Raw genomic sequence first — 22,929 nt, 5'->3', positions numbered from 1 at the left:
GGAGTAGTACGTGAGCCAGCACCCGAGCAGCGGAAACAACAGCAGCGCAAAGCCGACCATCGGAACAAACAGGACCCTCCGCGAGGTCGTCTTCGTCGACGGTGTCCGCACCCCGTTCGGCCGCGCCGGGGACAAGGGCATCTATGCCGGAACGCGGGCCGATGACCTCGTGGTCAAGTGCATCCGCGAACTGATGCGCCGCAACCCGTCCCTGCCCGCCGAACGGATCGATGAGGTCGCCATTGCGGCGACGACGCAAACCGGCGACCAGGGACTGACCATCGGCCGCACCGCAGCCCTGCTGGCCGGGCTGCCGCGGACGGTGCCCGGTTTTGCCATCGACCGGATGTGCGCCGGCGCCATGACGGCGGTAACCACCACCGCCAGCGGCATCGGCTTCGGCGCGTACGACGTCGTCATTGCCGGCGGTGTGGAACACATGGGCAACCACCCGATGGGTGCAGGCGCCGATCCCAACCCGCGCTTTATGTCCGAACGGATCGTGGACCCCGCGGCGCTGAACATGGGCAACACCGCCGAAAACCTGCACGACCGTTTCCCGGCCATCACCAAGGAACGCACCGACGCCTATGCCGTCGCGTCCCAGGACAAGCTGGCCGCCGCCTATGCCAACGACCAGATCCAGCCGGATCTGGTGCCGGTCGCAACGATGAAGCCGGGCCAGGGATGGACCGTCAACTCCGTGGACGAACCGCCCCGCCCCGGCACCTCCGTGTCGGACCTCGCCGCCCTCAAGACACCGTTCCGGGCCCACGGACGGGTGACCGCCGGCAACGCTGCCGGTCTCAACGATGGTGCCACTGCCGCCCTGCTGGCCTCCGCCGACGCCGCCGAGGAACTCGGCCTGCCGGTCAAGATGCGCCTGGTCAGCTACGCCTTCGCCGGTGTTGAGCCTGAAGTGATGGGCATCGGCCCGGTGCCGGCCACGGAAAAGGCCCTGAAGAACGCCGGGCTTGGCATCGGGGACATCGGCCTGTTCGAAATTAATGAAGCCTTCGCCGTTCAGGTCCTCAGTTTCCTGGACCACTTCGGTATCGCCGACGACGACCCCCGGGTTAACCGCTACGGCGGCGCGATCGCCGTCGGGCATCCCCTCGCGTCCTCAGGGGTGCGCCTGATGAATCAGCTGGCCCGCCAGTTCGAGGAGGACCCCACGGTCCGCTTCGGCATGACGACCATGTGTATCGGCCTGGGCATGGGCGCCACCGTAATCTGGGAAAACCCGCACCACACCGGCTACGGGACGCCGTTCGCCCCCACTGATGAGACCACCACCACCACGACTGGAGCCGCCGCATGAGCGCCGCCGATTTCCGCAAACTTGCCGATCTGTTCCCGAACGAGTCGGTCACCCACTCCTACGTCCAAGACATCCAGCTTCCCGCCGTCAGCGGCAAAAGCCCCGGCACGTTTGCCCTGATCACGCTGGACAACGGCCTGGACCACTCCAAGCCCACCACCCTGGGTCCGAACACCCTGATCGAGCTCGGCACCGTCCTCGAGGCGCTCAAGGAACGTGCCGCGCGCGGCGAGATCGTGGGTGTCGGCGTAACCGGCAAACCCTACTTCCTGGTCGCCGGAGCGGATTTGTCCACCGTCAAGTCGGTCAGCGGCCGCGAACAGGGCCTCTGGATGGCCCAGCTCGGCCATGATGTCTACCGCACTTTGGCGAATCTCGGCGTCCCCAGCTTTGCCTTCATTAACGGGCTTGCCCTGGGCGGCGGACTGGAAATCGCCTTGCAGTCCACGTACCGGACTGTCTCCACCGGCGCCGGTGCGCTGGCCCTGCCGGAGGCCTTCATCGGCCTGGTTCCGGGCTGGGGCGGCGTGTACATCCTGCCGCGCCTGATCGGCCCGGAAAATGCCGTCAAGGTGATGATCGAGAACCCGCTGAGCAACAACCGCACCCTCACCGGACCGCAGGCTTTCAAGCTCGGCGCCGCAGATGCCATGTTTGAGCCGGCCGACTTTGTGGAGCAGTCCGTCGCCTGGGCCGCGCAGGTCATTGCCGGCGCGGTGACGCCGGAACGCGCCAACGCCGTCGACCCGGCAGCTCCGGAGGTCGCCGCCCGCTGGGCCAGTGCCATCGCCGCCGGCCGGGCGTTTGTGGAAGCTAAGACCTCCAACGCCTCCCCCGCACCGGCCAAGGTCCTGGACGTGATGGAAACCAACCGCACACGCTCGCAGGCCGAATCCGCCGAACTGGAATGCGAAACCCTCGCGGAGCTCATGCAGACGGACGAGTTCCGCTCCACCGTCTATGCGTTCCTGGACCTCGTGCAGCGCCGGTCCAAGCGCCCCGCCGGTGCCCCGGACCGTAAGCTTGCCCGTCCGGTGACAAAAATCGGCGTCGTAGGCGCCGGCCTGATGGCCAGCCAGCTCGCCCTGCTCTTCGCCCGCCAACTCAAGGTCCCCGTCGTCATGACGGACATCGACCAGGCCCGCGTGGACAAAGGCGTGGGCTACGTCCATGCCGAGGTGGACAAGCTGCTTGCCAAGGGCCGGATCAGCCCCGACGCCGCCAACCGGACGCGCGCGCTCGTCACCGGCTCGGTCTCCAAGGAGGCATTCGCCGACGCCGACTTCGTCATCGAGGCAGTGTTCGAGGAACTGAACGTCAAAAAGCAGGTTTTCAAGGAAGTGGAGGCGATTGTTTCCGCTGAGTGCATCCTCGCAACGAACACCTCGTCACTGTCCGTGACGGCCATGGCCGAGGACCTGCAGCACCCGGAACGGCTGATCGGCTTCCACTTCTTCAACCCCGTCGCAGTGATGCCGTTGCTGGAGATCGTCCGTGCTCCGAAGACCGGCGACGCCGTGCTGGCCACCGCATTCGAACTGGCCAAAGGCCTCAAGAAGTCCGCCGTGCTGGTCAAGGATGCCCCGGCCTTCGTGGTCAACCGCATCCTGCTGCGCCTGATGGGCGAAGTGACGGCCGCCTTCGACGAAGGCACTCCCGCTGACGTCGCGGACAATGCGCTGCGGCCGATGGGCCTGCCGATGACGCCGTTCGTCCTGGGGTCCATGGTGGGCCTTCCCGTCGCACAGCATGTGCAGGAATCGCTGCGCGCAGCGTTCCCGGACCGCTTCACCGTCTCGCAAAACCTCCAGAAACTGATCGACAACGGGGTCAAGGCCATCTGGGACCCCGCCTCGGTCAAGGCCGGCCAACCCGTCATTCCCGCCGGGACGATGGCGCTGATGTCCTTTGGCGACACACCGTCCACCGGCGACGGGGTGCTTCGCCGCACGCAGGACGCCCTGGCGGAGGAGATCGGACTGATGCTGCAGGAGGGCGTCGTGGCCGGTCCCGAAGACATCGACCTCTGCATGATCCTCGGCGCCGGATGGCCGATGTTCCTCGGCGGCATCACGCCCTACCTGGACCGGGTGGGTGCATCCGAGCGGGTCACCGGCAAGAAGTTCCTGGCACCGGGCGTCGCGTCCGCACCGGCAGCCTGATCACCCGGTAGAACCGGCGTAACGCAGCGGCGGCGGGCTTTTCGCATTCGAAAAGCCCGCCGCCGCTGCGTTACGGATCTGCCGGCCGATAACCCCGGGACGGGTGCGGTTAGAACAGCGCGACCTTCGGTGTCCGGGGGAAGAGATCATCCAGCTCAGCGCGTTCCGCGGCGGTGGGAACCCAGGCCACGGCGGCGGCGTTTTGCCGGACCTGCTCGGGGCGGGTGGCGCCGGCAATGACGCTGCTGACCGAGGGCTGGGCTGCGAGCCAGGAGAAGGCCACCTGGATTTCGGTCAGGTCCCGCTCGGCGGCGAAAGCACTGAAGGCAGCCATCTGCCCCCAGTCAGCGTCGTGGACCAGGTTGGTGCGGGTGTGGCTGAGCCGCGAACCCGCCGGTGCGGAGTCCTTGGCGTACTTGCCGGTCAGCAGGCCGTTGGCCAACGGAAAATACGGCAGGACGCCAAGTCCGTACGCCTCGGCAGCGGGCGTGACCTCAAGTTCGGCGCGGCGGTCCAGCAGGTTGTAGTGGTTCTGGGACGAGACAAAGCGCACTCCACCGCGGGCGCGCGCCACGAATTCGGCCTCGGCGATCTGCCAGCCGGCCCGGTTGGAGTGGCCGATGTAGCGGACCTTTCCGCTGGTCACGAGCTCCTCCAGCGCTGAAAGGGTCTCCTCGATCGGGGTCAGCGGATCGGGTGTATGGAACTGGTAGAGGTCGATCCAGTCCGTGCCGAGCCGTCGCAGCGAAGCTTCGACGGCCGTGATGATGTAGCGCCGGGAGCCTCTTGCGCCGAAGTCGTTTCCATTACTGCCGCCCATGTCCATGCCGAACTTGGTCCCGATCACGGCATCCTCCCGGCGGCCCTTCAAGGCCTTGCCGAGCATCGTCTCGCTGAGACCCGGCTCCCGTCCGTATGCGTCGGCGACGTCAAAGAACGTGATCCCGGCGTCCAGGGCTGCGTGGACGACGGCGTCGGTCCCCTCCTGCGACTCGGTGGCCGTAGTGGCCCGCCCCAGGTTGTTGCAGCCAAGTCCTACGGCGGAGACGGTCAGTCCGGAATTTCCTACGCGGCGGTATTCAGTCATGAATTCAGCCTATAACGGCCGTACCGCTACAAAGTGAAGCCGGACGCCGGTTTCGGTGAGTGCTTGAGCTTGAAGGATGTCTCACCGAACGCGGCAGCGCCGATGCTCAATTTTGTGAAGTCCAGGTCTTCGCCGCGGATGCAGACCTTGATCGCGTTGACGGCCTTGTTGATGTCCGGGGTGAGGATGAAGATGTTGAGCCGGGCATTGCTGAACTCGCTGCGGTCCACAATTCCGAGGCCCCGCCATGCCAGGTGGCTGATCAAGGCGTCCTTGGCTTTTTCCTCGAGGTAGCGGTCGCGGTCCGTGCCGTCTTTGGTCTTGAGGGCGTACTGGGCCACCACCCAGGACTGCTCCGCCTCGGGAATTTCGGCGAAGCCGTCCTCGGCGCATTGCACGGCGAAAGCATCCATCAGGCCCTCAGCGGCAGCAGCGTCCGCAACGTCGGTCTCGTCAGTCTTGCTCTGGTGCCCCACCACGCCGTGGTTCATCACGAACTGGCTGTAGTCCTCGTCAAACCAGGCTTCCCTGAATTCCAGGACTCCTTCATCGTTGCGTTTGTAAACCCGGATAATTCCGCTCATGCCCGTCCTCTCCTGAACCATTCGCGGTCTGCACCGTCGAAAGGTGGCTGTTGTGCCTTGACGGCCTGGTAAAGCTGGTCCGACGCCGCGGTGATCCGGTCCACCACGTCAGCGGGGTAGTCCATGTCGATCCGGTGCTCGGCAAACTCGTCCTCATCATCGACGTACACTCCGCGGTCCACGGTCCGGATGACGTCCAGGTCCACGTAGACCTGGACGCCAGCGGGATGGGCCTCATCGTAAAAAGTGGCCACGTACTCCCCGGAGCGCGGGACCAACAGCACGGCATCGGATTCGGCGTAGAACGCCGCACCCGGACGGGAACAGAACTCATGGGCTCCCTGAAAGATCCACCAGCCGTGCTCGTCCGCACCGAGGTACGTTCCGGGTACCACCCAGTGGTCCTTGCCGTTCCACTTCCGGTTCCGGGAAACCACCAGGTCGCCCGCGGCCAAGTCCTTGGGGGTCCTCACAGAATGGGAAGGCTGCCGGTGCTGGGGTGTTCCTGGCCCGGGAGGGGACGCGCGAACGGAACTTTGGTCCCGAGGACCTGGGCCACGACGTCGTGGGTAATCTGCTGGGCGGTCAAACCGACCCGTTCGAGCACCTGGCTGCGGGTTCCATGGTCAAGGAACTCCACCGGAAGGCCCACCTCGTTCAGGGCGGTGTCCACCCCGGCGGCCCGCATTTCCTGCCGGATACGGGACCCGACGCCACCGGCGCGGACCCCGTCCTCGATGCAGATGACCAGGCGGTGGTGGGAGGCGAGGGCGACGATGGATTTCCGGACCGGGAGCAGCCAGCGGGGATCCACGACCGTGGAACTGATGCCCTGGGCGCCCAGGCGGTTTGAAACGTCGAGGGCGAGCTCGGACATCGCGCCGACGCTCACAATCAGGACGTCGTTCTGGGTGGAGCCGGCCGGGCGGCGGGCGAGGACGTCGACGCCGTCGCTCAGCCGTTCGATGGCCTCGACCTCGGCGCCGACCGTGCCCTTGGAGTAGCGGATCACCGTGGGGGCGTCCTCGATGGCGACGGCTTCGCGAAGTTCCTCGCGGAGCCGGCTGGCGTCCCGGGGCGCGGCGAGGTGCAGCCCGGGAACTATCTGGACCATGGCCATGTCCCACATGCCGTGGTGGCTGGCACCGTCGGGCCCGGTGACGCCGGCCCGGTCCAGGACGATGGTGACACCGGCCTTGTGCAGGGCCACGTCCATCAGGAGCTGGTCGAAGGCGCGGTTCAGGAACGTCGCATAGACGGCGACGACGGGATGCAGTCCACCAAAAGCCATGCCAGCGGCTGAGGTGAGGGCATGTTGCTCGGCGATGCCGACGTCGAACACCCGTTCCGGATGCCGTGCGGCGAACTTGTGCAGTCCCACCGGAATGAGCATGGCGCCGGTAATGCCGACGAGGTCCGTGCGCTCGTCCGCGATGTCGGCGATCTCGTCGGCGAAGACGGCAGTCCACGACTTTGCACCGCCGGCATCGGCGGGCTCGCCGGTCTCCGGATCGATGATGCCGACCGCGTGGAACTGGTCAGCCTCGTGGGCGCGGGCCGGCGCGTACCCGTGGCCTTTTTCGGTCATGGCGTGCACGATCACCGGACCGGCGTAGTTCTTGGCGGTGGACAGGGCGTGCTCCATGGCCTGGAGGTCGTGTCCGTCCACTGGCCCGATGTATTTCAAGCCGAGGTCCTCGAACATGCCTTGCGGGGCCCACCAGTCCTTGACGCCTTTTTTCATGGCGTGCAGGCTGCGGTAGGTGAACTGGCCCGCAGGTCCGCCGTTCTGCAGTTTCCGCCGCCACCAATCCAGGGTGCCCTCATAAGCCGGCGCCGCGCGGAAAGAGTCGATGGTGGGCCGCAGCGAGGCGAGGTAGTCGGCGAAACCGCCCACGGTGGGGGCGTACGAGCGGCCGTTGTCGTTCACGACAATCACCACACGCCGCTTCTTGTCTGCCGCAATGTTGTTCAGAGCCTCCCACGCCATGCCGCCGGTCAGGGCGCCGTCACCCACGACGGCGATCACGTAGCGGTCGCCGTCGCCGGTCAACCGCCGGGCACGGGAGATTCCGTCTGCCCACGAGAGCGAGGAGGAGGCGTGTGAGCTTTCGACGATGTCGTGCTCGGACTCGGCACGGTCGGGGTAGCCGGACATGCCGCCCTGCTGGCGCAGGGTGCTGAAGTCCTGGCGTCCGGTGAGGAGCTTGTGTACGTAGGATTGGTGCCCGGTATCGAAGACGATGCTGTCGCGGGGGGAATCGAAGATCCGGTGTACCGCGATGGTCAGCTCCACCACGCCGAGGTTCGGTCCGAGATGTCCGCCGGTCTGGGAGACGTTGCCGATCAGGAATTCCCTGACCTCGGCTGCCAGCTGATTCAGCTGCGCCCCGGACAACTTGCTCAGGTCCTGCGGATTCCGGATGGTCTCCAAGAGTCCCAACGGCCCCTCCTTCGGATGGTAGACATGCCGTTTAACTCTAACGCCTCAAGTGAACCCTTGGTGCCGGGACACCGCCCGGACCCGGCCGGAAACGCGGACGGCACACAAACGCCCCGGCCGGTCAGGGACCGGCCGGGGCGTTTGCCTGGCACGTGCTACTCCCTTGCGGGAGTGACCTCCGCTAGTTGACGGAGATCTGGCGCAGCACGTACTGCAGGATGCCGCCGTTGCGGTAGTAGTCGGCCTCGCCCGGGGTGTCGATGCGCAGGACCGCATCGAAGGACGTGACGGTGCCGTCTTCGGCCGTTGCGGTGACCTTAAGTGTCTTCGGCGTGGTGCCTTCGTTCAGCGCCGTGACGCCCTCGACAGCAAAGGTTTCCGTGCCGGTCAGCCCGAGGCTGGCAGCGTTCTGTCCGGCCGGGTACTGCAGGGGCAGAACCCCCATGCCGATCAGGTTGGAGCGGTGGATGCGTTCGTAGCTTTCAGCCACAACAGCCTTCACGCCCAGCAGCGCGGTCCCCTTGGCTGCCCAGTCACGGGACGATCCGGAACCGTACTCCTTGCCCGCCAGGACCACCAGCGGGATACCGGCTGCCTCGTAGTTCTGCGCGGCGTCGTAGACGTAGGCCTGCGGGCCGTCAGCCTGGGTGAAGTCGCGGGTAAAGCCGCCCTCCACGCCGTCGAGGATCTGGTTCTTGATCCGGATGTTCGCGAACGTGCCGCGGATCATGACCTCGTGGTTGCCACGGCGTGAGCCGTAGGAGTTGAAGTCCTTGCGCTCCACACCGTTGGCCAGCAGGTATTGCCCGGCCGGAGTGTCCGACTTGAAGGAACCCGCCGGTGAGATGTGGTCCGTGGTGACGGAATCGCCGAGCTTCAGCAGCACGCGGGCGCCGGTGATGTCCTTGACGGGTTCCGGCTGCGCTTTCATGCCGTCGAAGTACGGGGGCTTCCGGACGTAGGTGGACTTGGGGTCCCACGCGAAGGTGTCACCGGCCGGGGTGGAGAGTGCCTTCCAGCGATCGTCGCCTTCGAAGACTCCCTCGTAGCCGCGGGCGAACATGTCCTTATCGATCGAGGAATCGATGACCTGCTGGACCTCGACCGGGTTCGGCCAGATGTCCTTCAGGAAGATGTCGTTGCCGGCCTCGTCCTGGCCCAGCGGGTCGGCGTCGAAATCGAAGTCCATGGTACCGGCCAGGGCATAAGCGATGACCAGTGGCGGGGAGGCCAGGTAGTTCATCTTCACGTCCGGGTTGATCCGGCCTTCGAAGTTGCGGTTACCGGACAGCACGGCGGTGACGGAGAGGTCGTTGGCCTGGATGGCCTCGGAGATCTCGGCGTCCAGCGGGCCGGAGTTGCCGATGCAGGTGGCGCAACCGTAACCGACGATGTAGAAGCCCAGCTTCTCCAGGTACGGGGTCAGGCCCGACTTGTTGTAGTAGTCGGTGACCACCTTGGACCCGGGTGCCACGGAGGTCTTGACCCAGGGCTTGGAGGCGAGGCCCTTGTCGACGGCGTTGCGGGCCAGCAGTGCGGCGGCCAGCATCACGGACGGGTTGGAGGTGTTGGTGCAGGAGGTGATCGAGGCGATCGACACCGCACCGTGGTCCAGCTCGAACTCGCGGCCATCGGCGGTTTTGACGGTTACCGGATTGGATGGGCGCCCGTTGGACTTCGGTCCGTGGGAGTGCGGTGCCTCATCCGTCAGGTGCGTGGCGGTAGCGGTGAATGACGGCGAATCCGACGCCGGGAAGCTCTCGTCGATCGCTTCGTCCAGGCTGCCGCCGGCCAGGTCTTCCTGCACATAATTGCGCAGGTCTTGGCGGAACTGGTCCTTCGACTCGGTCAGGATGATGCGGTCCTGCGGGCGCTTCGGGCCGGAGATCGAAGGAACAACCGTCGAAAGGTCCAGCTCAAGGTACTCGGAGAAGGTGATCTCCTTGGAAGGATCGTGCCAGAGGCCCTGTTCCTTCGCGTAAGCCTCCACGAGGGCCACGTTCTCGTCCGACCGGCCGGTGAGGCGCAGGTAGTCGAGGGTGACATCGTCGATGGGGAACATGGCGGCGGTGGAGCCGAACTCCGGGCTCATGTTGCCGATCGTGGCGCGGTTGGCCAGCGGCACAGCCGCGACACCCTCGCCGTAGAACTCCACGAATTTACCCACCACGCCGTGCTTGCGCAGCTGCTCGGTGATGGTCAGGACAACGTCCGTGGCGGTGGCGCCGGCCGGAATGGATCCGGTCAGCTTGAAACCCACGACGCGCGGGATCAGCATGGAGACCGGCTGGCCCAGCATGGCAGCCTCGGCTTCGATGCCGCCGACGCCCCAGCCCAGCACACCCATCCCGTTGACCATGGTGGTGTGCGAGTCGGTGCCGACGCAGGTGTCCGGGTAGGCCCGGACCACGCCGTCAATTTCACGGGTCATGACCGTGCGGGCCAGGTACTCGATGTTGACCTGGTGCACGATGCCTGTTCCCGGCGGGACGACCTTGAAGTCGTCAAAGGCGGTCTGGCCCCACCGCAGGAACTGGTACCGCTCGCCGTTGCGCTGGTACTCGATCTCCATGTTGCGCTCCAGTGCGCCGGAGTTGCCGAAGGCGTCGATCTGCACAGAGTGGTCGATCACCATTTCGGCAGGTGCCAGCGGATTGACCCGCTTGGGGTCACCGCCCAGTTCTTTCACTGCTTCCCGCATGGTGGCAAGGTCCACAACACAGGGCACGCCAGTGAAGTCCTGCATGATCACGCGCGCCGGCGTGAACTGGATTTCAGTGTCGGGCTCGGCGCTGGGGTCCCAGCCGGCCAGTGCTCGGACGTGATCGGCCGTAATGTTGGCGCCGTCCTCGGTCCTCAACAGGTTTTCAAGCAATACCTTGAGGCTGAACGGAAGGTTTTCTGCACCTTCAACGGAGTTCAACCGGAAAATTTCGTATTCGGTACCGGCTACATTAAGTTTGCCTTTTGAACCGAAGCTGTCCACAATGCTCATCGCAGGACTCCTCTCGCAACAGTTTCATCTTTGTCGCGCCGCAGACCCCTTGCTAGTTAGGACGGCCTAACTAACGCTGAGCCTTGTTCACACAAGGATCGGTGCAGGGTGCAGGAGGTCAGCCGTGATTACGGAGCGCGACGTCGGACTACTCCGCCCATCCTAGTGGCCTCAGCCCCGGGGAGTCAGCAGCGCCACAGTCTCCAGGTGGTGGGTGTGGGGATAAAGGTCGAAGGCACGCAGCCCCGCCAGTTCCCAGCCGGACTGCTGGAAGTAGCCCACATCGCGGGCGAAGGACGCCGGATCGCAGGACACGTACGCAACGGCCCGGGGTCCGGACGCGGTCAACTGGTTCACCACGGCCTTGCCCGCCCCTGCCCGCGGCGGATCCAGCAGGATTGCGTCGAACCTGCGCGATTTCTCGCGCAACACCCGTTCCACCCGCCCCTGGACGATCTCCACCTGGGTTGCGCCATGGAGGTTTTTGCGGGCATCACGGCTGGTGCCGGGCGCGCCTTCGACGGACAGCACCGACCCGGTGACGCCGACGGCGTCGGCCAGCGGAGCCGTGAACAGACCCGCCCCGGCATAGAGGTCAGCCACCGCGGCGCCCGGTTCCAGGAAGCCGCCCTCCCGCAGGAAACCGGTCACGGCTCCCACCAGCGTGTCCGGGCCGTTGCGGTGGATCTGCCAGAAGCCGTCGCCGGTGACACGGTACTCGTGTCCGGCGGCGGCCTCCTGCACGTAGGTCCGTCCGCGCAGCCGCAGCACTTCGCCTTTGACCGGATCGAAGCTGGCCACCGACACGTCCTCCGGCAGTTGCGCCAGGACCGCACTGAGGCGTTTGGCCCGCGTACCGGCGGCCGGGACAAGGAGCACCAGCGGGCGGGAACCGTTGGCCGGGGCTGCGACCTCGATGCGCTCGATGCCCTGGAGATCCATGTCCCACAGCCGGAGTGCGTTGATGCTCTCGACAGCCAGCGGCATCTCCCGCACCGGCAGGACCAGATCGGAGCGGTGGGCGTGCATGCCGAGCTTGCCGGCCGGGGTCACCGCGAAACCGGTGCGGGTGCGCCAGCCGAGTCCGGCCGCCCCCGCCACGCCAGGCTCCCCCACAGCCTCCACCGTTACCTGGCCCTCGATCCCGGCCAGGCGGTGCAGTTGCTCTGCCAGCACCTCGGCCTTGAGGCTGCGCTGGCGTGGGAGGGAGATGTGGCCCAGTTCGGCGCCGCCGACAGGCGGGTGCCGGTGCGACCAGGAGCGTGCGGAATCCGCGAGGTCCCAAAAATGCTCCACCCGGTCCTCCGATGCGGACAGGACTTCCACGACGTCGCCGCGCCAGAATTTCGCGTCGGCGCCGGACTCGGTCAGGCGGATCCGGACCTTCTCGCCCGGGATGCCGTGGCGGACGAACACCACGCGCCCCTCGTGCCTGGCCACACAGTGCCCGCCGTGGGCGACCGGACCGACGTCCACGGTCAGTTCGGTGTGGGCCTGGGTCTGGGTGTCGCTCATTGGATGTCCTGCAGTCTCTTGGCTTCTTCGGAGGATTTCAGTTGCCACGGCACGCTCGCAACCATGACGCCCGGTTCAAAGTGCAGCCGGGTTTTGATGCGCAGTGCAGTCTGGTTGTGTACCAGCTGCTCCCACCACTTGCCCACGACGTACTCGGGGATGTACACGACGATCAGGTCGCGCGGCGAGTCGCGGCGCATGTTCTTGATGTACTCCATGATAGGCGTCACCGTTTCGCGGAACGGGCTGGCCAGCACCGTTAACGGGACGGGGATCTCCAACTTTTCCCAGTCGTGGACCGTTTGTTCGGTCTCCTCGCTGCTGATGTCCACGGTGATGGCGTCCAGCCGGGAGGGCCGTGACGCGCGGGCGTAGGCAAGCGCCCGGAGCACCGGCTTGCGGACATGCGAGACAAGCAGGACGGCGTGCACGCGGGTGGGCAGGGCCCGGGGCGAGGAGTCCTCGTCGACGGCGAGTTCCTTGGCCACGTTGTCGTAGTGTGCCCGGATGCTCCACATGATCAGGAACAGCACGAACATGGCCAGCAGCGCGATCCAGGCGCCCTGCTGGAACTTGGTGATCAGCACGATCACCAGAACCAACGCCGTCATGCCGAAGCCGATGGTGTTGATGGTGCGTGACTTGACCATGCGCAGCCTTAGCGCCGGGTCTTTGGCGAGCTTCAATTCCCGGCCCCAGTGCCGGATCATGCCGAGCTGGCTGATGGTGAACGAAATGAAGACACCCACGATGTAGAGCTGGATCAGTTTAGTGACGTCTGCGTTGAAGGCAATGATCAGCACCAGGGCTCCGGCGGCCAGCGCCAGGACACCGTTGCTGAAGGCCAGCCGGTCACCCCGGGTCCGCAACTGCCGCGGCAGGTAGCCGTCCTGGGCCAAGATCGAGCCGAGGACCGGGAATCCGTTAAAGGCGGTGTTGGACGCGAACACCAGGATCACGCCGGTAGCGGCGACCACGAGGAAGAAAAAGATGGAACCCTGGCCAAAAATGGTCTGCGCGATCTGGCTGATCGCCGGGCTCTGGATATAGCCCTCCGGCAGGGGCTTGCCGTCCAGCAGGAATTCCTTGGCCGGATCCAGCACGATGTGCACCTTGGTGGCGTTGGCCAGGTAGATGATGCCGGCCAGCATGGAAGCCGCGATCACGCCGAGCAGCAGCAGCGTGGTGGCGGCGTTCTTGCTCTTGGGCTTCTGGAAGTTCGGCACGCCGTTGCTGATCGCCTCAATGCCGGTCAACGCTGCGGCGCCCGACGAGAAAGCCCGGAGCAGCAGAAACGCCCCGGCGAGGCCGACCAAGCCCTCATCGAAGCCTGCCGCGGGGACAATGGTGAACGCCGCTGACGGCGCCTCCCCCAACTGGCCGGTGGCGGCTTGGAAGACGCCGACGGCGGTCATGCCGATGATGGAGGCCATAAAGATATAGGTGGGGACGGCAAAGACACTGCCGGCCTCTTTGATGCCGCGCAGGTTCACGAGGGCAAGGATCACCACGCCGATCGTGGCGATGGCAGCCTGCTGTCCGTGCAGTGAGGGCACAGCGGTGGTGAGGTAGGTGGCGGCTGAGGACATTGAGACGGCAACAGTGAGCACATAGTCGACCAGCAGTGCCGAAGCGACGGTCAGCCCGGCATATTTGCCCAGGTTCTCGTTCGCGATCTCGTAGTCGCCGCCCCCGGAGGGGTAGGCGTGGACGTTCTGCCGGTAGGAGGCGACCACGGTCAGCAGCACCACCATGACGGCCAATCCCACCCAGGGCGAGAACGCCACGGCACTGACGCCGGCCAAAGCCAGGGTCAGGAGGATTTCGTCGGGCGCATAGGCCACAGAAGACAGGGCGTCGGAGGCGAAGATGGGAAGCGCAATCCGCTTCGGAAGCAGGGTGTGGGCCATGCTTTCGTTCCGGAAGGGCTTGCCTACCAGCACCCGCTTCACGGCATTGAATATTGTCGGCACTCCACAAAGCTAGTCGCATTCGCACCCGATGTCATGACGGGGCAGGGCAGCGGCCCCGCCCCGGCCGCCGGGCGAACGGCCGGGCCGCCGCGGGGCTGGTTCCCCGGCGCCCCGTGCCCGGTAGAGTTTCACGCAGCAGCAGACACAAAACGCTTGAGGAGGCACGGTTGGCGCACTTCGTGATTATGGGTTGCGGCCGCGTGGGGGCGACCCTCGCGCACACACTCGAGGATGCGGGCCACTCCGTGGCCATCATCGACCAGGACGACCGGGCGTTCCGGCGGCTCCGCACCGGCTTCACCGGCCGCAAGGTCACCGGCGTCGGCTTTGACCGCGAGACCCTTAAACAGGCCGGCGTGGCGGATGCCTACGCCTTCGCCGCCGTCTCCAGCGGCGATAACTCGAACATCCTGGCCACCCGGGTTGCCCGCGAAACCTTCCATGTCCCGCACGTCGTCGCCAGAATCTACGACCCCGGGCGCGCGGAGATCTATCAGCGGCTCGGCATCCCCACGGTCGCCGCCGTTCGCTGGAGCGCAGACCAGGTGCTCCGGCGGATTCTGCCCGAGCAGCACCTGGCCGGCGACTACCGGGACCCGTCAGGCCGGCTGGTACTCGCCGAGGTGGACTTGAACGCTGAGTGGATCGGCCATCCGGTGACCTCGATCGAGAAGGCCGCCGGGATCCGCGTCGCCTACCTGACCCGGTTCGGGGAGGGGATGCTGCCCGCGGCCGGCACCCTCTACCAGGACGGGGACACCGTCCACGCCATGCTGGCCGTGGACCGCAGCAGCGAAGTCGCCCACATTCTCGCCAAAACCCCCGCCAAGGAGTCCTAAATGAAAGTCGTCATTGTTGGGGCGGGCAGCGTCGGTTCATCGATTGCCCGCGAGTTGCTGGCCCACAAACACGAGATCCTGCTGATTGACCTCAAGCCCGAGGTCATCGGGCGCAGCGGACTCCGCGGCGCCCACTGGCTCGTGGGCGACGCCTGCGAGCTGAGCACCCTGCAGGACGCGAAACTGGAGGACGCCGACGTCGTGGTGTCCGCAACCGGCGACGACAAGGTGAACCTGGTGGTCTCGCTGCTGGCGAAGACGGAGTTCGGGGTGGGCCGGACGGTGGGCCGGGTCAACAACCCGAAGAATGACTGGATGTTCGACGACTCCTGGGGCGTCGACGTCGCCGTTAACACTCCGCAGCTCATGACCGCGCTGGTCGAGGAAGCGGTGGAGATCGGCGACCTCGTCCGGTTGCTGACCCTGCAGACCGGTGTGTCCTCGCTGGTCGAGTTCACGGTTCCCCACGACTCGCATGTGGTCGGCCTGACCGTGGGCGACATCGAGTGGCCGGAGGATTCGACCCTGGTGGCGATCCTGCGGGACCAGGCGCCGATCACACCAAGCCGTGATGATGTGATCGACGGCGGCGACGAGCTGTTCTTCGTCACCACGATCGTTGCGGAGGATGAGCTGCGCGCCCTGCTCTCCCCGGAGTCACACGGCGAGGACGGGCAGGACCAGGACAAACGCGCCGTCACCGCGGACGACGGCTTCGACGGCTAGCTCAGGCCGGTGTTTCGCTCGCAGCGTTCGCGTCCGGAACAGCGGGCCGGGTCAGCAGCCAGGCGACCCAGATACCCAGGATGTACAGCGGCGGGCCCATCAGGAGCCGGGTCGTGGCGAGGGCCGCGAAACCGGGCTCGCCCAGGAAATAGAGCGGAACCTGGACCAGCAGCCGCAGGGCCAGGACCGCGATGATCACCCCTGTGCCAATCTGGTAGGCCCGCACCCGCGCCGGGTCCTTCCGCCAATCCAGCCCCTCGTTGCGGATAAAGCCGAAAATCAATCCGGCGAACGGCCAGCGGAAGGCGATGGACGCCCCCATCGCCACGATGTAGGCGGCATTGGTGAAGAACCCCGGAACGTAAAAGTCCTCAGCCTTGCCGGTGGTGTTGGCAAGCCACGCGGACAGGCCGACGCCAACAATGCCGGCCAATGCCTGCGTCAGTGGCTTGCGCTGGACGAGCCGGACCACCGTGAAGGCCGCGGCGACGGCGAGGGAGGCCACAAGAGCCGTTGTCAGCTCGCGCGTGAGCGTGAAGGCGACCAGGAAAACCAGGCCCGGGAGGATGCTCTCCGCGATTCCCTGAACGCCGCCGGCGCTTTTCAGGACGTCGACGTTGCCGTTGTGTGAACGGTGCAGCCCGGCCTTGGCGGCGTAGCCGGCGGCGAGTTGCGCCACGGTCGGTTCAGCTGCCGTGGGCTCGGGCTTCTCGGGCTCGGTCATTGCTCCTCCTGGCGGGAGAGTATTTCATAGCGGGGGTTGAACATGGTTGGCAGGCCGTCGCGTACCGTCACCATGCCCTGCAGGCGAAGTTCCGTCCCGGCGTCCACGCCGGGAATGCGGCGGCGTCCCAGCCAGACCACCCGGAGCCGGTCTTTCGGAACGGCGGAGCGGGGGTGCCGTGCCCCGGGGGCAGCGGACGCGGCCGCCGGGGTGCCGGCGGCGGCCGTTGCTCCGCGTTTTTTGACCGGGGCGTCGTGATCGACGACGACAGCGGTAAAGGCAGCAATGTTGCTCGCCGGCGGGTAGGTGACCGACTCAATGTAGCCGTGGCACAGCACGCGGCCGCGGTCCGGCAGCCCCCTCACCGAGACCGAGGAGGCCGGGTCCTGCCGGGGGGAATCAGCCAATCTGGGTAATCTCCGGTCCGCGTTCGGGCTGTTCCAGGTCCGGGGCGGACTGCGGTGCGGGCACGGCGTTGTCCTTGGGCAGGCGGAGTTGCAGCAAGTCACGTGGCGGCATGGGGCTTTCGCCGCGCACCACCACGAGCTGCCGGAAGAGCCCCTCAAGGCCGGCGGCTGCGTCGCGGTCCACCGCGGCTTCGCCGCCGAACACGCCGCGAAGGAACCAGCGCGGACCGTCGACGCCGATGAAACGGGCAACCCGGTAGCCGTGGCTTCCGTCGGCGCTGCTGGCCGGGAGTTTGGCGAGCAGTTCCGTGCCGAAGCCGCCCTCGACCTGCTCAATTTGGCCGCCCTGGCTGCCGACAGACTGGCCGATCTGTTCGCGGATTTCGTCCCACAGTCCTTCGGAGCGCGGCGCCGCAAACGCCTGGAGCTGGAGGCTTGAGCCGTTCAGGTCCATGGTGACGGCGACGACGCGCTGGGTGGCTTCCTCCACCTCAAGCCGGAGCTGCAGGCCTTCCGCCGGGGCAATGAGGAGGGCGCCAAGGTCCACGTACCCGTCCTGGTCCTCGATTTCCGAGACGTCGAAGGGGCCGGTAGCGCCCCGGACGGGGGCACCCGTTGCGGCCACGGCCGAATCGTCGGCGGAAGCGTCAGCAACTGCCTCCGGGGTTTCCCCGGGATCTGTCAGCTGTTCCTGCTTGGCTTTCCTGCCACGCCCAAAAACCATGGGTTCGTCTCCTTAGTTGTAATCTTTTGCCGCCGAAGTTGTGATCTTGTGCCGCCGGGACGCAGTGCGTTCCCGGCCGGATACCTTCTGCAATCGTTCTGCAGCTGCGACGGCCGGCTGATGCGTCTGCAGGTAATGCTGATGCGTCTGCAGGCAATACTGCAGGTCCCGCCGGCTTCCGGTCAGACCGGCACGCCGAATCCGCCGGTGGATCCGAAACCTGCCTCGCCGCGGGCTGAGCCGCTGAGCTCCTGGACGGGGAGGAACGCGGCGTGCTCCACCCGCTGAATAACCATTTGTGCAATTCTATCGCCGCGCTTGAGCTCTATCGCCTGGTGCCGGTCTGTATTCAACAGCGTCACCGCGATTTCCCCGCGGTAGCCCGCGTCGACGGTTCCGGGGGCGTTCACCACCGTGAGTCCGTGCTTGGTGGCGAGCCCGGACCGCGGGTGGATCAGCGCCACGAAGCCGTCAGGCAGGGCGATGGAGACACCCGTGGGGACCAGCCGGCGCTCCCCCGGGTCAAGCACCACGTCCTCCCGGGTGCGCAGGTCCGCTCCGGCGTCGCCGGGGTGAGCATACGACGGCGGTTCCAGGCCGTCGTCGAGCATCTTCAGCTGGACCGTGAGGGTGGGGGCGCCGTACTCTTCCACTGCTGCGGTTTCTTCAGTCACAGTCCACCACTCTAACGCCCGCCGGGAAGATCGGCCTAGCTGCGTCCAGCGGGCGGGGGTGCCCGGGCCCGGCGCTGCCGCCAAGGTGAAATAGCCCGGGAAAAGTGGAAAGCTGGGCCTATGCCCGAATCCAGTGCAGCCGTGCCTGCCCCCAACAGCACCCCCAGCGACGCCCCCGTAATTTACAGCGAGAAGCTTTGGCCGAACGTTTGGATCTGGCTGGTGTCGGCGGGACTGTCAGGCGCAGGCATCCTCGTGTTCGCGCCCATCAGCCTGACCGCGGGCATCATCGCCGCCGTCGTGCTCTTCGTGATCATCGCTGTGCTGCTGGTCATCTCGACCCCCGCCATCACCGTTACCGCCTCGACACTGCGCGTTGGCCGGGCCACCATCGAGCGTCGTTACGTGGGGGCCACGTCCGCGTTCCGCGGCACGGAGGCGACGGCGGAACGCGGCACCCGCCTGAACGGCTTGGCCTATATGTGCATCCGGGGATGGATTGACCCCGTGGTCCGCGTCGAGATTACCGATCCCTCCGACCGCACTCCCTACTGGCTGGCCTCGACACGGCACCCGGATGAGCTGGTTGCAGCGCTGAGCTCTTAACCCTCGCAGTCCTTGCAATATTTGAGGCCATTTCTTTCCCGGGCAATCTGTGAACGGTGGCGGACAAGGAAGCAGGAGGCGCAGGTAAATTCGTCGGCCTGCGCCGGGAGGACCCGGACCAGCAATTCCTCTCCCGACACGTCGGCACCGGGGAGTTCATACCCTTCCGCCACGTCCGATTCGTCCTCGTCGACCACCGCGGAAGGCTTGTCCGTGCGCCCTACTTTCAAGACCTCAAGGGAGTCCTCGCCGAGGTCCTCCTCCGTTGCGCGCGGCGCGTCGTAGTCTGTTGCCATTATTTTCGTGCTCACACTCCGCGATTGTTCGATTGACTCGCCGGCACCGGGCGGTCCCTGCCGGCGGTAGCCCCGGGACCCCGGAAGCGGTTCACCGGTGACAACGCCGGACACCGTGTTTTTGTGCCCAATGTCGGGTCATCCTTGCTTAAGCCCCCAGTGAATACCAGTGGCGTCCGGTCCCGGACGCCGGGAGCCTGCCGCGGCCTCCGGGAGCCCCGGGGCTCCCCAGCAAGCCAAAAAGTCCCGGCAAGACGCGGAAAGTTACGGCGCGCCCGCTTTCCTGACCGGAATCGGCCCGCATCAATGGCAGACTTTCGCTTGTTAGTAATGCCAGGGTGGAGGATTTGTATGCAGGATCTACGGCTTGTAGGCGTCCACGACGACGGGAAGCATCTCCTGTTGAGCGGCGCCGGCGGCGAGATGTTCCAGCTGCCAATCGATGAAGCACTTCGGGTGGCAGCCAGCCGGACGGCGGCCAAGTCCGCTGCCGCTGCTGTTTCCGCGCCCATCTCGATGTCCCCGCGCGATATCCAGGCGCGGATCCGCAGCGGCTCGACGGCAGCGGAAGTGGCCGAGCTGTCCGGCATTCCGGTGGCGAAAGTCCAGCGCTATGAAGGTCCGGTGCTGGCCGAACGTGAACACGTCGCCCGGCAGGCCCAAAAAGTCGAAGTGGCCGCCCCCGCCCCCGGTCATGACGTCTATCGTTCCGTGTTCGGTGACCGCCCGGCGTCGCTCGGCGAGATGGTGGCCCACCGGCTCAGTGCGCATGGAATCAATGCAGCCACCGTCGAGTGGGACTCCTGGCGGCGCCCCGACGGCAACTGGAACGTCGTGGCGCGCTTCGAAGCGCAGCCCGGCGGTCCGGCGGGCATCGGCGAGGAACCGCCCGCCATGTGGACGTTCAGCCCGGCTCGGAAATCCCTACAGAACGCCAACCGCTGGGCGCAACAGCTCAGTGAACTCGAACCGCTCGACGGCCCGCTCCCGGCCCGGAGGCTGTCCGCTGTGTCCGACGACCGTCCTTTTGATTTCGAAACGGACGCCGATGCTGCCGCGCGCACCGCGACCGCGCAGCTTCAGATCGTCCAGCAGGAGCAGGAATCCGATGGGTTGCTGGACATGCTGCGCTCCCGCCGCGGGCAGCGCCTCGGCGTGGACGAAGACGGCGACGACGCCCTTGCCAAGCTCCTGACCGACGCCGTACCCGCAGCTCACCCGAGGCCCGCTGAGATTCTCGCGGAGCTCCCGGCAGACACGGGGCCTGCGGAGTCCACAGCGGAAACAGCGCAACCTGAATCCGGGGAAACTGCCGAAATTGATCCCCGTCCCGCGGCCAGTCCCTGGGACCGCCGCCGCGACGGCCGGCCCTCGATCATGTCCAGGATTTCGCTGGCTCCCCGCCGGCAGGAGTCGGAGGATGACGCCCTGACACTGCATGACGGGGTCAGTACCGACACCCGGGAGATTACCATCGCTGCGTCGCAGATGCGTCCCAGTGGTAAGCAGGAACCAACGCGCAAGCAGGAACCAACGCCGAGGCAGGAAGCGAAGCCCAGGCAGGAAACACCGGGCGGCCGGATTGCGGCCTCCAGCCCGGGTCTTGATGAGCTTCTCGGCGGTGGATCCGCCCGCCGGCAGCCCCGTGAGGCACCCGCAGGGTCCCCGGACGACCGGGGTGCCGAGCAGCCTGAACGGCAGCCGGCGAAGCCGAAGCGCTCCAGCATTCCGAGCTGGGATGACATCGTCTTCGGAGCCCGCGGGGACTGACAGGCGCCGCCAGCTCAAGCCGTCAAGGTTCGGGGCTTTTCACGCCAGGTCAGGCGCGGGGGGCCCTTTTGCCGTCCGCCTGGAAGCAGAGGAGCGGGACTTCGCGCTCAGCCTTAGTCAACGACCCGTGCTGGCCCACCACCTCGAGGGCGGTCGGCCGCGCCCGCCGGGTGTCGTAGAAGGCCACCGCGTCCCTGGCCGCAATCATCACGTCACCAATCCGGGGAGCGACCTCGGCCCGGACTTCGCCGAACAGCCCGGCGGCGATGGCCTCCCCCCGGGTGAAGGCCCAGATCCGGTCGCCGAAGCGGGCCTGCCAGGCCCCGGACAGCCGCGCCTGCGCGTCCTCATTGTTCTGTTCCTCGAGGTACAGGTGGACCATGCGGGGTTCGCCTGCGGTGTGGCGGACGCCGGCGACGAGGGCGGGGTCCGCGGAGTAGTCAATCCGCTGGGATGCCGGCACGTCGAGCATGCCGTGGTCGGCTGTGAGCAGAATGGTGGTGCCCGCCGGCAAGGCGGAGCTGAGCCGTTTGACGGTGGCGTCAAGTTCTTCGAGCTGGTGCTCCCACTGCGGTGACTGGCAGCCGTGGCGGTGCCCGGCCTTGTCCAGTTCGTTGACGTAGAAGTACATCAGGGACCGCCCTGCCCCGGCCATCGCCCCAGCCGCTGCCGCGGTCCTGGCGTGTGAGGTGGTGGCGGTAACGTAGCGGCCGCCGCGCAGCGCCGCCCGGGTCATTGCGGAGTCACTGAACTGCGGAAGGCTGACAGTGGTGACCTCCACGTGCTCGGCGGCCCGCTGGAAAACGGTGGGGAACGGCTGCCAGCGTTCGGGATCCACTCCGGCGTCCCAGCCACCCAGCATGTTCACCACCCGGTCCTGGTCAGGGTCCAGCACGTCGTAGCCCACCATGCCGTGCTGTCCGGCCGGTAATCCGGTGCCGAAGCTGGCCAGAGACGCCGCGGTGGTGGAGGGGAAGGCTGAGTCAAGGAAGACGGGAACCTGCCCCTGGCCGGATTGCATCACCGATCTCAGGAAGGGCGTGTGCGCGGATTTCTGTTTCAGCAGGTTCCGTCCCAGTCCGTCGGCGAGGACCACGCAGATACGCTTGGCGTTGGGCAGGTTCAGCCGGTTATCGAAGCCGGGCACGCCAACGCTGGCCGCCGCGCTCGTGAGGACCTCGGCGATGGAACGGTTCCCGAAGGCCGGGGCCGCGGGCAGGCCTGCGGGAATGGTCCCGGCGGACGAGAGGGGTTGGGGCACGCCGACCGGCGTCATCTCAGCGCTGGTGGCCGCGGCTGACGCGGCTGCCGAAGACGCCCAAGCGCGGACGGGGCGGGAGCCCCGGGGCCGCATGAGGCACCGGAGAAGAGGACCCGGTATTCACCGCACGGAGGCCGCGGGCGAACAGCTTGGCGTCCTGGACGGCCTGCAGCCCGTCGGCCTCGGCGCTGATCCGCAGCACAATGTCCTCTTGGACGATGCTGCCACTGTAGCCGTGGTCCGCTTCGCATTGCGGGTCGCCGCAGCTGGCCGGTCCCATGTCGAGCCGCTGGCCGCCGGACCAGGCGATGGACAGGGTGAGTTCGCGGACCGGGTCCGAAGGTTTGTAGTCCTGGGGCTGGGCGTACACATAGCTGAGCACCACGGAGCGGATCTGCGTCACGGGCACGGATTCCGTGGAGACCTGCGCCACGATCTGCTCGCCGGCCTCGTCGAGCTGCTGGTCATCGACGTGGGTAATGACCAGCATGTCCTCGGTCAGAACCAGTACCGAGATGTGGCGTCGGACCTCGGCACGGTCGAAGTGCGTCTCGAGGTGCACCAGGTGGGCCACACAGTCGCGCCCGTCAAGGGCATCGGCGACGACGTCGGCGACGAGGGGCGGATAGAAACCGGCTTGCTGAAGGGCTCCGTCCAGGCTCTGACCCTGCGCACTGTGGTCATGCAGGCCCTGGGGGTGCGCGCCCGGGCGCCCCGAGGCGGCCGCCGGGTGTTTGGGTGTTGGAGTCTGAAAGCTCATGCTCTCCATTTTCACAGATCGGTTGGGCACATGCTAACCGTTGCCGTCTGCGCGTCCCTGCG

20 protein-coding genes are annotated in these 22,929 nt (G+C 66.5%); 6 read left to right on the top strand and 14 right to left on the bottom strand.

The window, feature by feature from the left end; all coding sequences use genetic code 11:
• Window positions 1-58 precede the first annotated feature (58 nt).
• On the top strand, window positions 59-1,321 hold the full coding sequence (locus tag VUN84_06990) for an acetyl-CoA C-acyltransferase (protein XAS65786.1): 1,263 nt from the start codon (window positions 59-61) through the stop codon (window positions 1,319-1,321).
• Window positions 1,318-3,483, top strand: coding sequence for a 3-hydroxyacyl-CoA dehydrogenase NAD-binding domain-containing protein (locus tag VUN84_06985; protein XAS65392.1), 2,166 nt, complete (start codon window positions 1,318-1,320; stop codon window positions 3,481-3,483). The genes VUN84_06990 and VUN84_06985 overlap by 4 nt, the downstream gene beginning before the upstream one ends.
• A gap of 109 nt (window positions 3,484-3,592) precedes the next feature.
• On the opposite strand, the gene VUN84_06980 is transcribed toward VUN84_06985, so the two are convergent.
• From VUN84_06980 to VUN84_06950, 7 genes are all read right to left on the bottom strand, one after another.
• On the bottom strand, window positions 3,593-4,570 hold the full coding sequence (locus VUN84_06980; protein ID XAS65391.1) for an aldo/keto reductase: 978 nt from the start codon (window positions 4,568-4,570) through the stop codon (window positions 3,593-3,595).
• A gap of 26 nt (window positions 4,571-4,596) precedes the next feature.
• On the bottom strand, window positions 4,597-5,154 hold the full coding sequence (locus VUN84_06975; protein XAS65390.1) for a hypothetical protein: 558 nt from the start codon (window positions 5,152-5,154) through the stop codon (window positions 4,597-4,599).
• A complete protein-coding gene (locus VUN84_06970) occupies window positions 5,151-5,627 on the bottom strand; it encodes a hypothetical protein (GenBank protein ID XAS65389.1) in 477 nt (158 codons plus the stop codon). The genes VUN84_06975 and VUN84_06970 overlap by 4 nt, the downstream gene beginning before the upstream one ends.
• Window positions 5,624-7,597, bottom strand: a complete 1,974-nt coding sequence (gene dxs, locus VUN84_06965) for a 1-deoxy-D-xylulose-5-phosphate synthase (protein XAS65388.1) — start codon at window positions 7,595-7,597, stop codon at window positions 5,624-5,626. The genes VUN84_06970 and dxs overlap by 4 nt, the downstream gene beginning before the upstream one ends.
• 181 nt (window positions 7,598-7,778) lie before the next feature.
• Window positions 7,779-10,592 carry an aconitate hydratase gene (locus tag VUN84_06960; protein ID XAS65387.1) on the bottom strand — a complete coding sequence of 938 codons (2,814 nt, stop codon included), beginning with the start codon at window positions 10,590-10,592 and terminating at the stop codon, window positions 7,779-7,781.
• A gap of 171 nt (window positions 10,593-10,763) precedes the next feature.
• Window positions 10,764-12,107: a TRAM domain-containing protein gene (locus VUN84_06955; GenBank protein XAS65386.1), complete on the bottom strand. Its 1,344-nt coding sequence runs from the start codon at window positions 12,105-12,107 to the stop codon at window positions 10,764-10,766.
• Entirely contained in the window at window positions 12,104-14,080 is a 1,977-nt protein-coding gene (locus tag VUN84_06950; GenBank protein ID XAS65385.1) for an APC family permease, read from the bottom strand. The genes VUN84_06955 and VUN84_06950 overlap by 4 nt, the downstream gene beginning before the upstream one ends.
• A 167-nt stretch (window positions 14,081-14,247) precedes the next feature.
• Here VUN84_06950 and VUN84_06945 point away from each other — a divergent pair, with 167 nt between their 5' ends.
• Together VUN84_06945 and VUN84_06940 are read left to right on the top strand one after the other, a co-directional pair.
• Window positions 14,248-14,919, top strand: coding sequence for a TrkA family potassium uptake protein (locus VUN84_06945; protein ID XAS65384.1), 672 nt, complete (start codon window positions 14,248-14,250; stop codon window positions 14,917-14,919).
• Window positions 14,920-15,645: a TrkA family potassium uptake protein gene (locus VUN84_06940; GenBank protein XAS65383.1), complete on the top strand. Its 726-nt coding sequence runs from the start codon at window positions 14,920-14,922 to the stop codon at window positions 15,643-15,645.
• A 1-nt stretch (window position 15,646) separates the two neighbouring features.
• Here the strand turns inward: VUN84_06940 and VUN84_06935 are convergent, their stop codons facing one another.
• From VUN84_06935 to dut, 4 genes are all read right to left on the bottom strand, one after another.
• Window positions 15,647-16,369 (bottom strand): DUF3159 domain-containing protein, encoded by a 723-nt coding sequence (locus tag VUN84_06935; GenBank protein XAS65382.1) that lies wholly within the window; start codon window positions 16,367-16,369, stop codon window positions 15,647-15,649.
• Window positions 16,366-16,776: a hypothetical protein gene (locus VUN84_06930; protein ID XAS65381.1), complete on the bottom strand. Its 411-nt coding sequence runs from the start codon at window positions 16,774-16,776 to the stop codon at window positions 16,366-16,368. Before VUN84_06930 ends, VUN84_06935 begins: the two co-directional genes overlap by 4 nt.
• Window positions 16,769-17,500: a DUF3710 domain-containing protein gene (locus VUN84_06925; GenBank protein ID XAS65380.1), complete on the bottom strand. Its 732-nt coding sequence runs from the start codon at window positions 17,498-17,500 to the stop codon at window positions 16,769-16,771. Before VUN84_06925 ends, VUN84_06930 begins: the two co-directional genes overlap by 8 nt.
• Before the next feature lie 182 nt (window positions 17,501-17,682).
• A complete protein-coding gene (dut, locus tag VUN84_06920) occupies window positions 17,683-18,174 on the bottom strand; it encodes a dUTP diphosphatase (protein XAS65379.1) in 492 nt (163 codons plus the stop codon).
• A gap of 120 nt (window positions 18,175-18,294) precedes the next feature.
• Here dut and VUN84_06915 point away from each other — a divergent pair, with 120 nt between their 5' ends.
• The gene (locus tag VUN84_06915) at window positions 18,295-18,780 is read left to right on the top strand and encodes a DUF3093 domain-containing protein (GenBank protein XAS65378.1); all 486 of its coding nucleotides are present in this window, start codon (window positions 18,295-18,297) and stop codon (window positions 18,778-18,780) included.
• Here VUN84_06915 and VUN84_06910 read toward each other — a convergent pair.
• Entirely contained in the window at window positions 18,777-19,076 is a 300-nt protein-coding gene (locus VUN84_06910) for a DUF4193 domain-containing protein (protein XAS65377.1), read from the bottom strand. The genes VUN84_06915 and VUN84_06910 overlap by 4 nt on opposite strands.
• Window positions 19,077-19,427: 351 nt before the next feature.
• On the opposite strand from VUN84_06910, the gene sepH reads away from it, so the two are divergent.
• The gene (gene sepH, locus VUN84_06905; GenBank protein ID XAS65376.1) at window positions 19,428-20,846 is read left to right on the top strand and encodes a septation protein SepH; all 1,419 of its coding nucleotides are present in this window, start codon (window positions 19,428-19,430) and stop codon (window positions 20,844-20,846) included.
• A gap of 49 nt (window positions 20,847-20,895) precedes the next feature.
• On the opposite strand, the gene VUN84_06900 is transcribed toward sepH, so the two are convergent.
• Entirely contained in the window at window positions 20,896-22,107 is a 1,212-nt protein-coding gene (locus VUN84_06900) for an alkaline phosphatase family protein (GenBank protein XAS65375.1), read from the bottom strand.
• Between the two features lie 16 nt (window positions 22,108-22,123).
• Window positions 22,124-22,867 (bottom strand): DUF5998 family protein, encoded by a 744-nt coding sequence (locus VUN84_06895; protein XAS65374.1) that lies wholly within the window; start codon window positions 22,865-22,867, stop codon window positions 22,124-22,126.
• Window positions 22,868-22,929: the final 62 nt, after the last annotated feature.

It is taken from the genome of Micrococcaceae bacterium Sec5.8, from assembly GCA_039636775.1.
In the GTDB taxonomy this organism is placed as follows: domain Bacteria; phylum Actinomycetota; class Actinomycetes; order Actinomycetales; family Micrococcaceae; genus Arthrobacter.
The sequence above is the reverse complement of the archived record's forward strand: the minus strand, read 5'-3'. Positions and strand labels throughout refer to the sequence as shown.

Coding starts and splice junctions, on each gene's coding strand:
- VUN84_06980 (XAS65391.1), bottom strand. CDS start 4,570: ATGACTGAATACCGCCGCGTAGGAAATTCCGGACTGACCGTCTCCGCC.
- VUN84_06915 (XAS65378.1), top strand. CDS start 18,295: ATGCCCGAATCCAGTGCAGCCGTGCCTGCCCCCAACAGCACCCCCAGC.
- VUN84_06985 (XAS65392.1), top strand. CDS start 1,318: ATGAGCGCCGCCGATTTCCGCAAACTTGCCGATCTGTTCCCGAACGAG.
- VUN84_06935 (XAS65382.1), bottom strand. CDS start 16,369: ATGACCGAGCCCGAGAAGCCCGAGCCCACGGCAGCTGAACCGACCGTG.
- VUN84_06955 (XAS65386.1), bottom strand. CDS start 12,107: ATGAGCGACACCCAGACCCAGGCCCACACCGAACTGACCGTGGACGTC.
- VUN84_06910 (XAS65377.1), bottom strand. CDS start 19,076: ATGGCAACAGACTACGACGCGCCGCGCGCAACGGAGGAGGACCTCGGC.
- VUN84_06940 (XAS65383.1), top strand. CDS start 14,920: ATGAAAGTCGTCATTGTTGGGGCGGGCAGCGTCGGTTCATCGATTGCC.
- VUN84_06975 (XAS65390.1), bottom strand. CDS start 5,154: ATGAGCGGAATTATCCGGGTTTACAAACGCAACGATGAAGGAGTCCTG.
- sepH (XAS65376.1), top strand. CDS start 19,428: ATGCAGGATCTACGGCTTGTAGGCGTCCACGACGACGGGAAGCATCTC.
- VUN84_06895 (XAS65374.1), bottom strand. CDS start 22,867: ATGAGCTTTCAGACTCCAACACCCAAACACCCGGCGGCCGCCTCGGGG.
- VUN84_06960 (XAS65387.1), bottom strand. CDS start 10,592: ATGAGCATTGTGGACAGCTTCGGTTCAAAAGGCAAACTTAATGTAGCC.
- VUN84_06925 (XAS65380.1), bottom strand. CDS start 17,500: ATGGTTTTTGGGCGTGGCAGGAAAGCCAAGCAGGAACAGCTGACAGAT.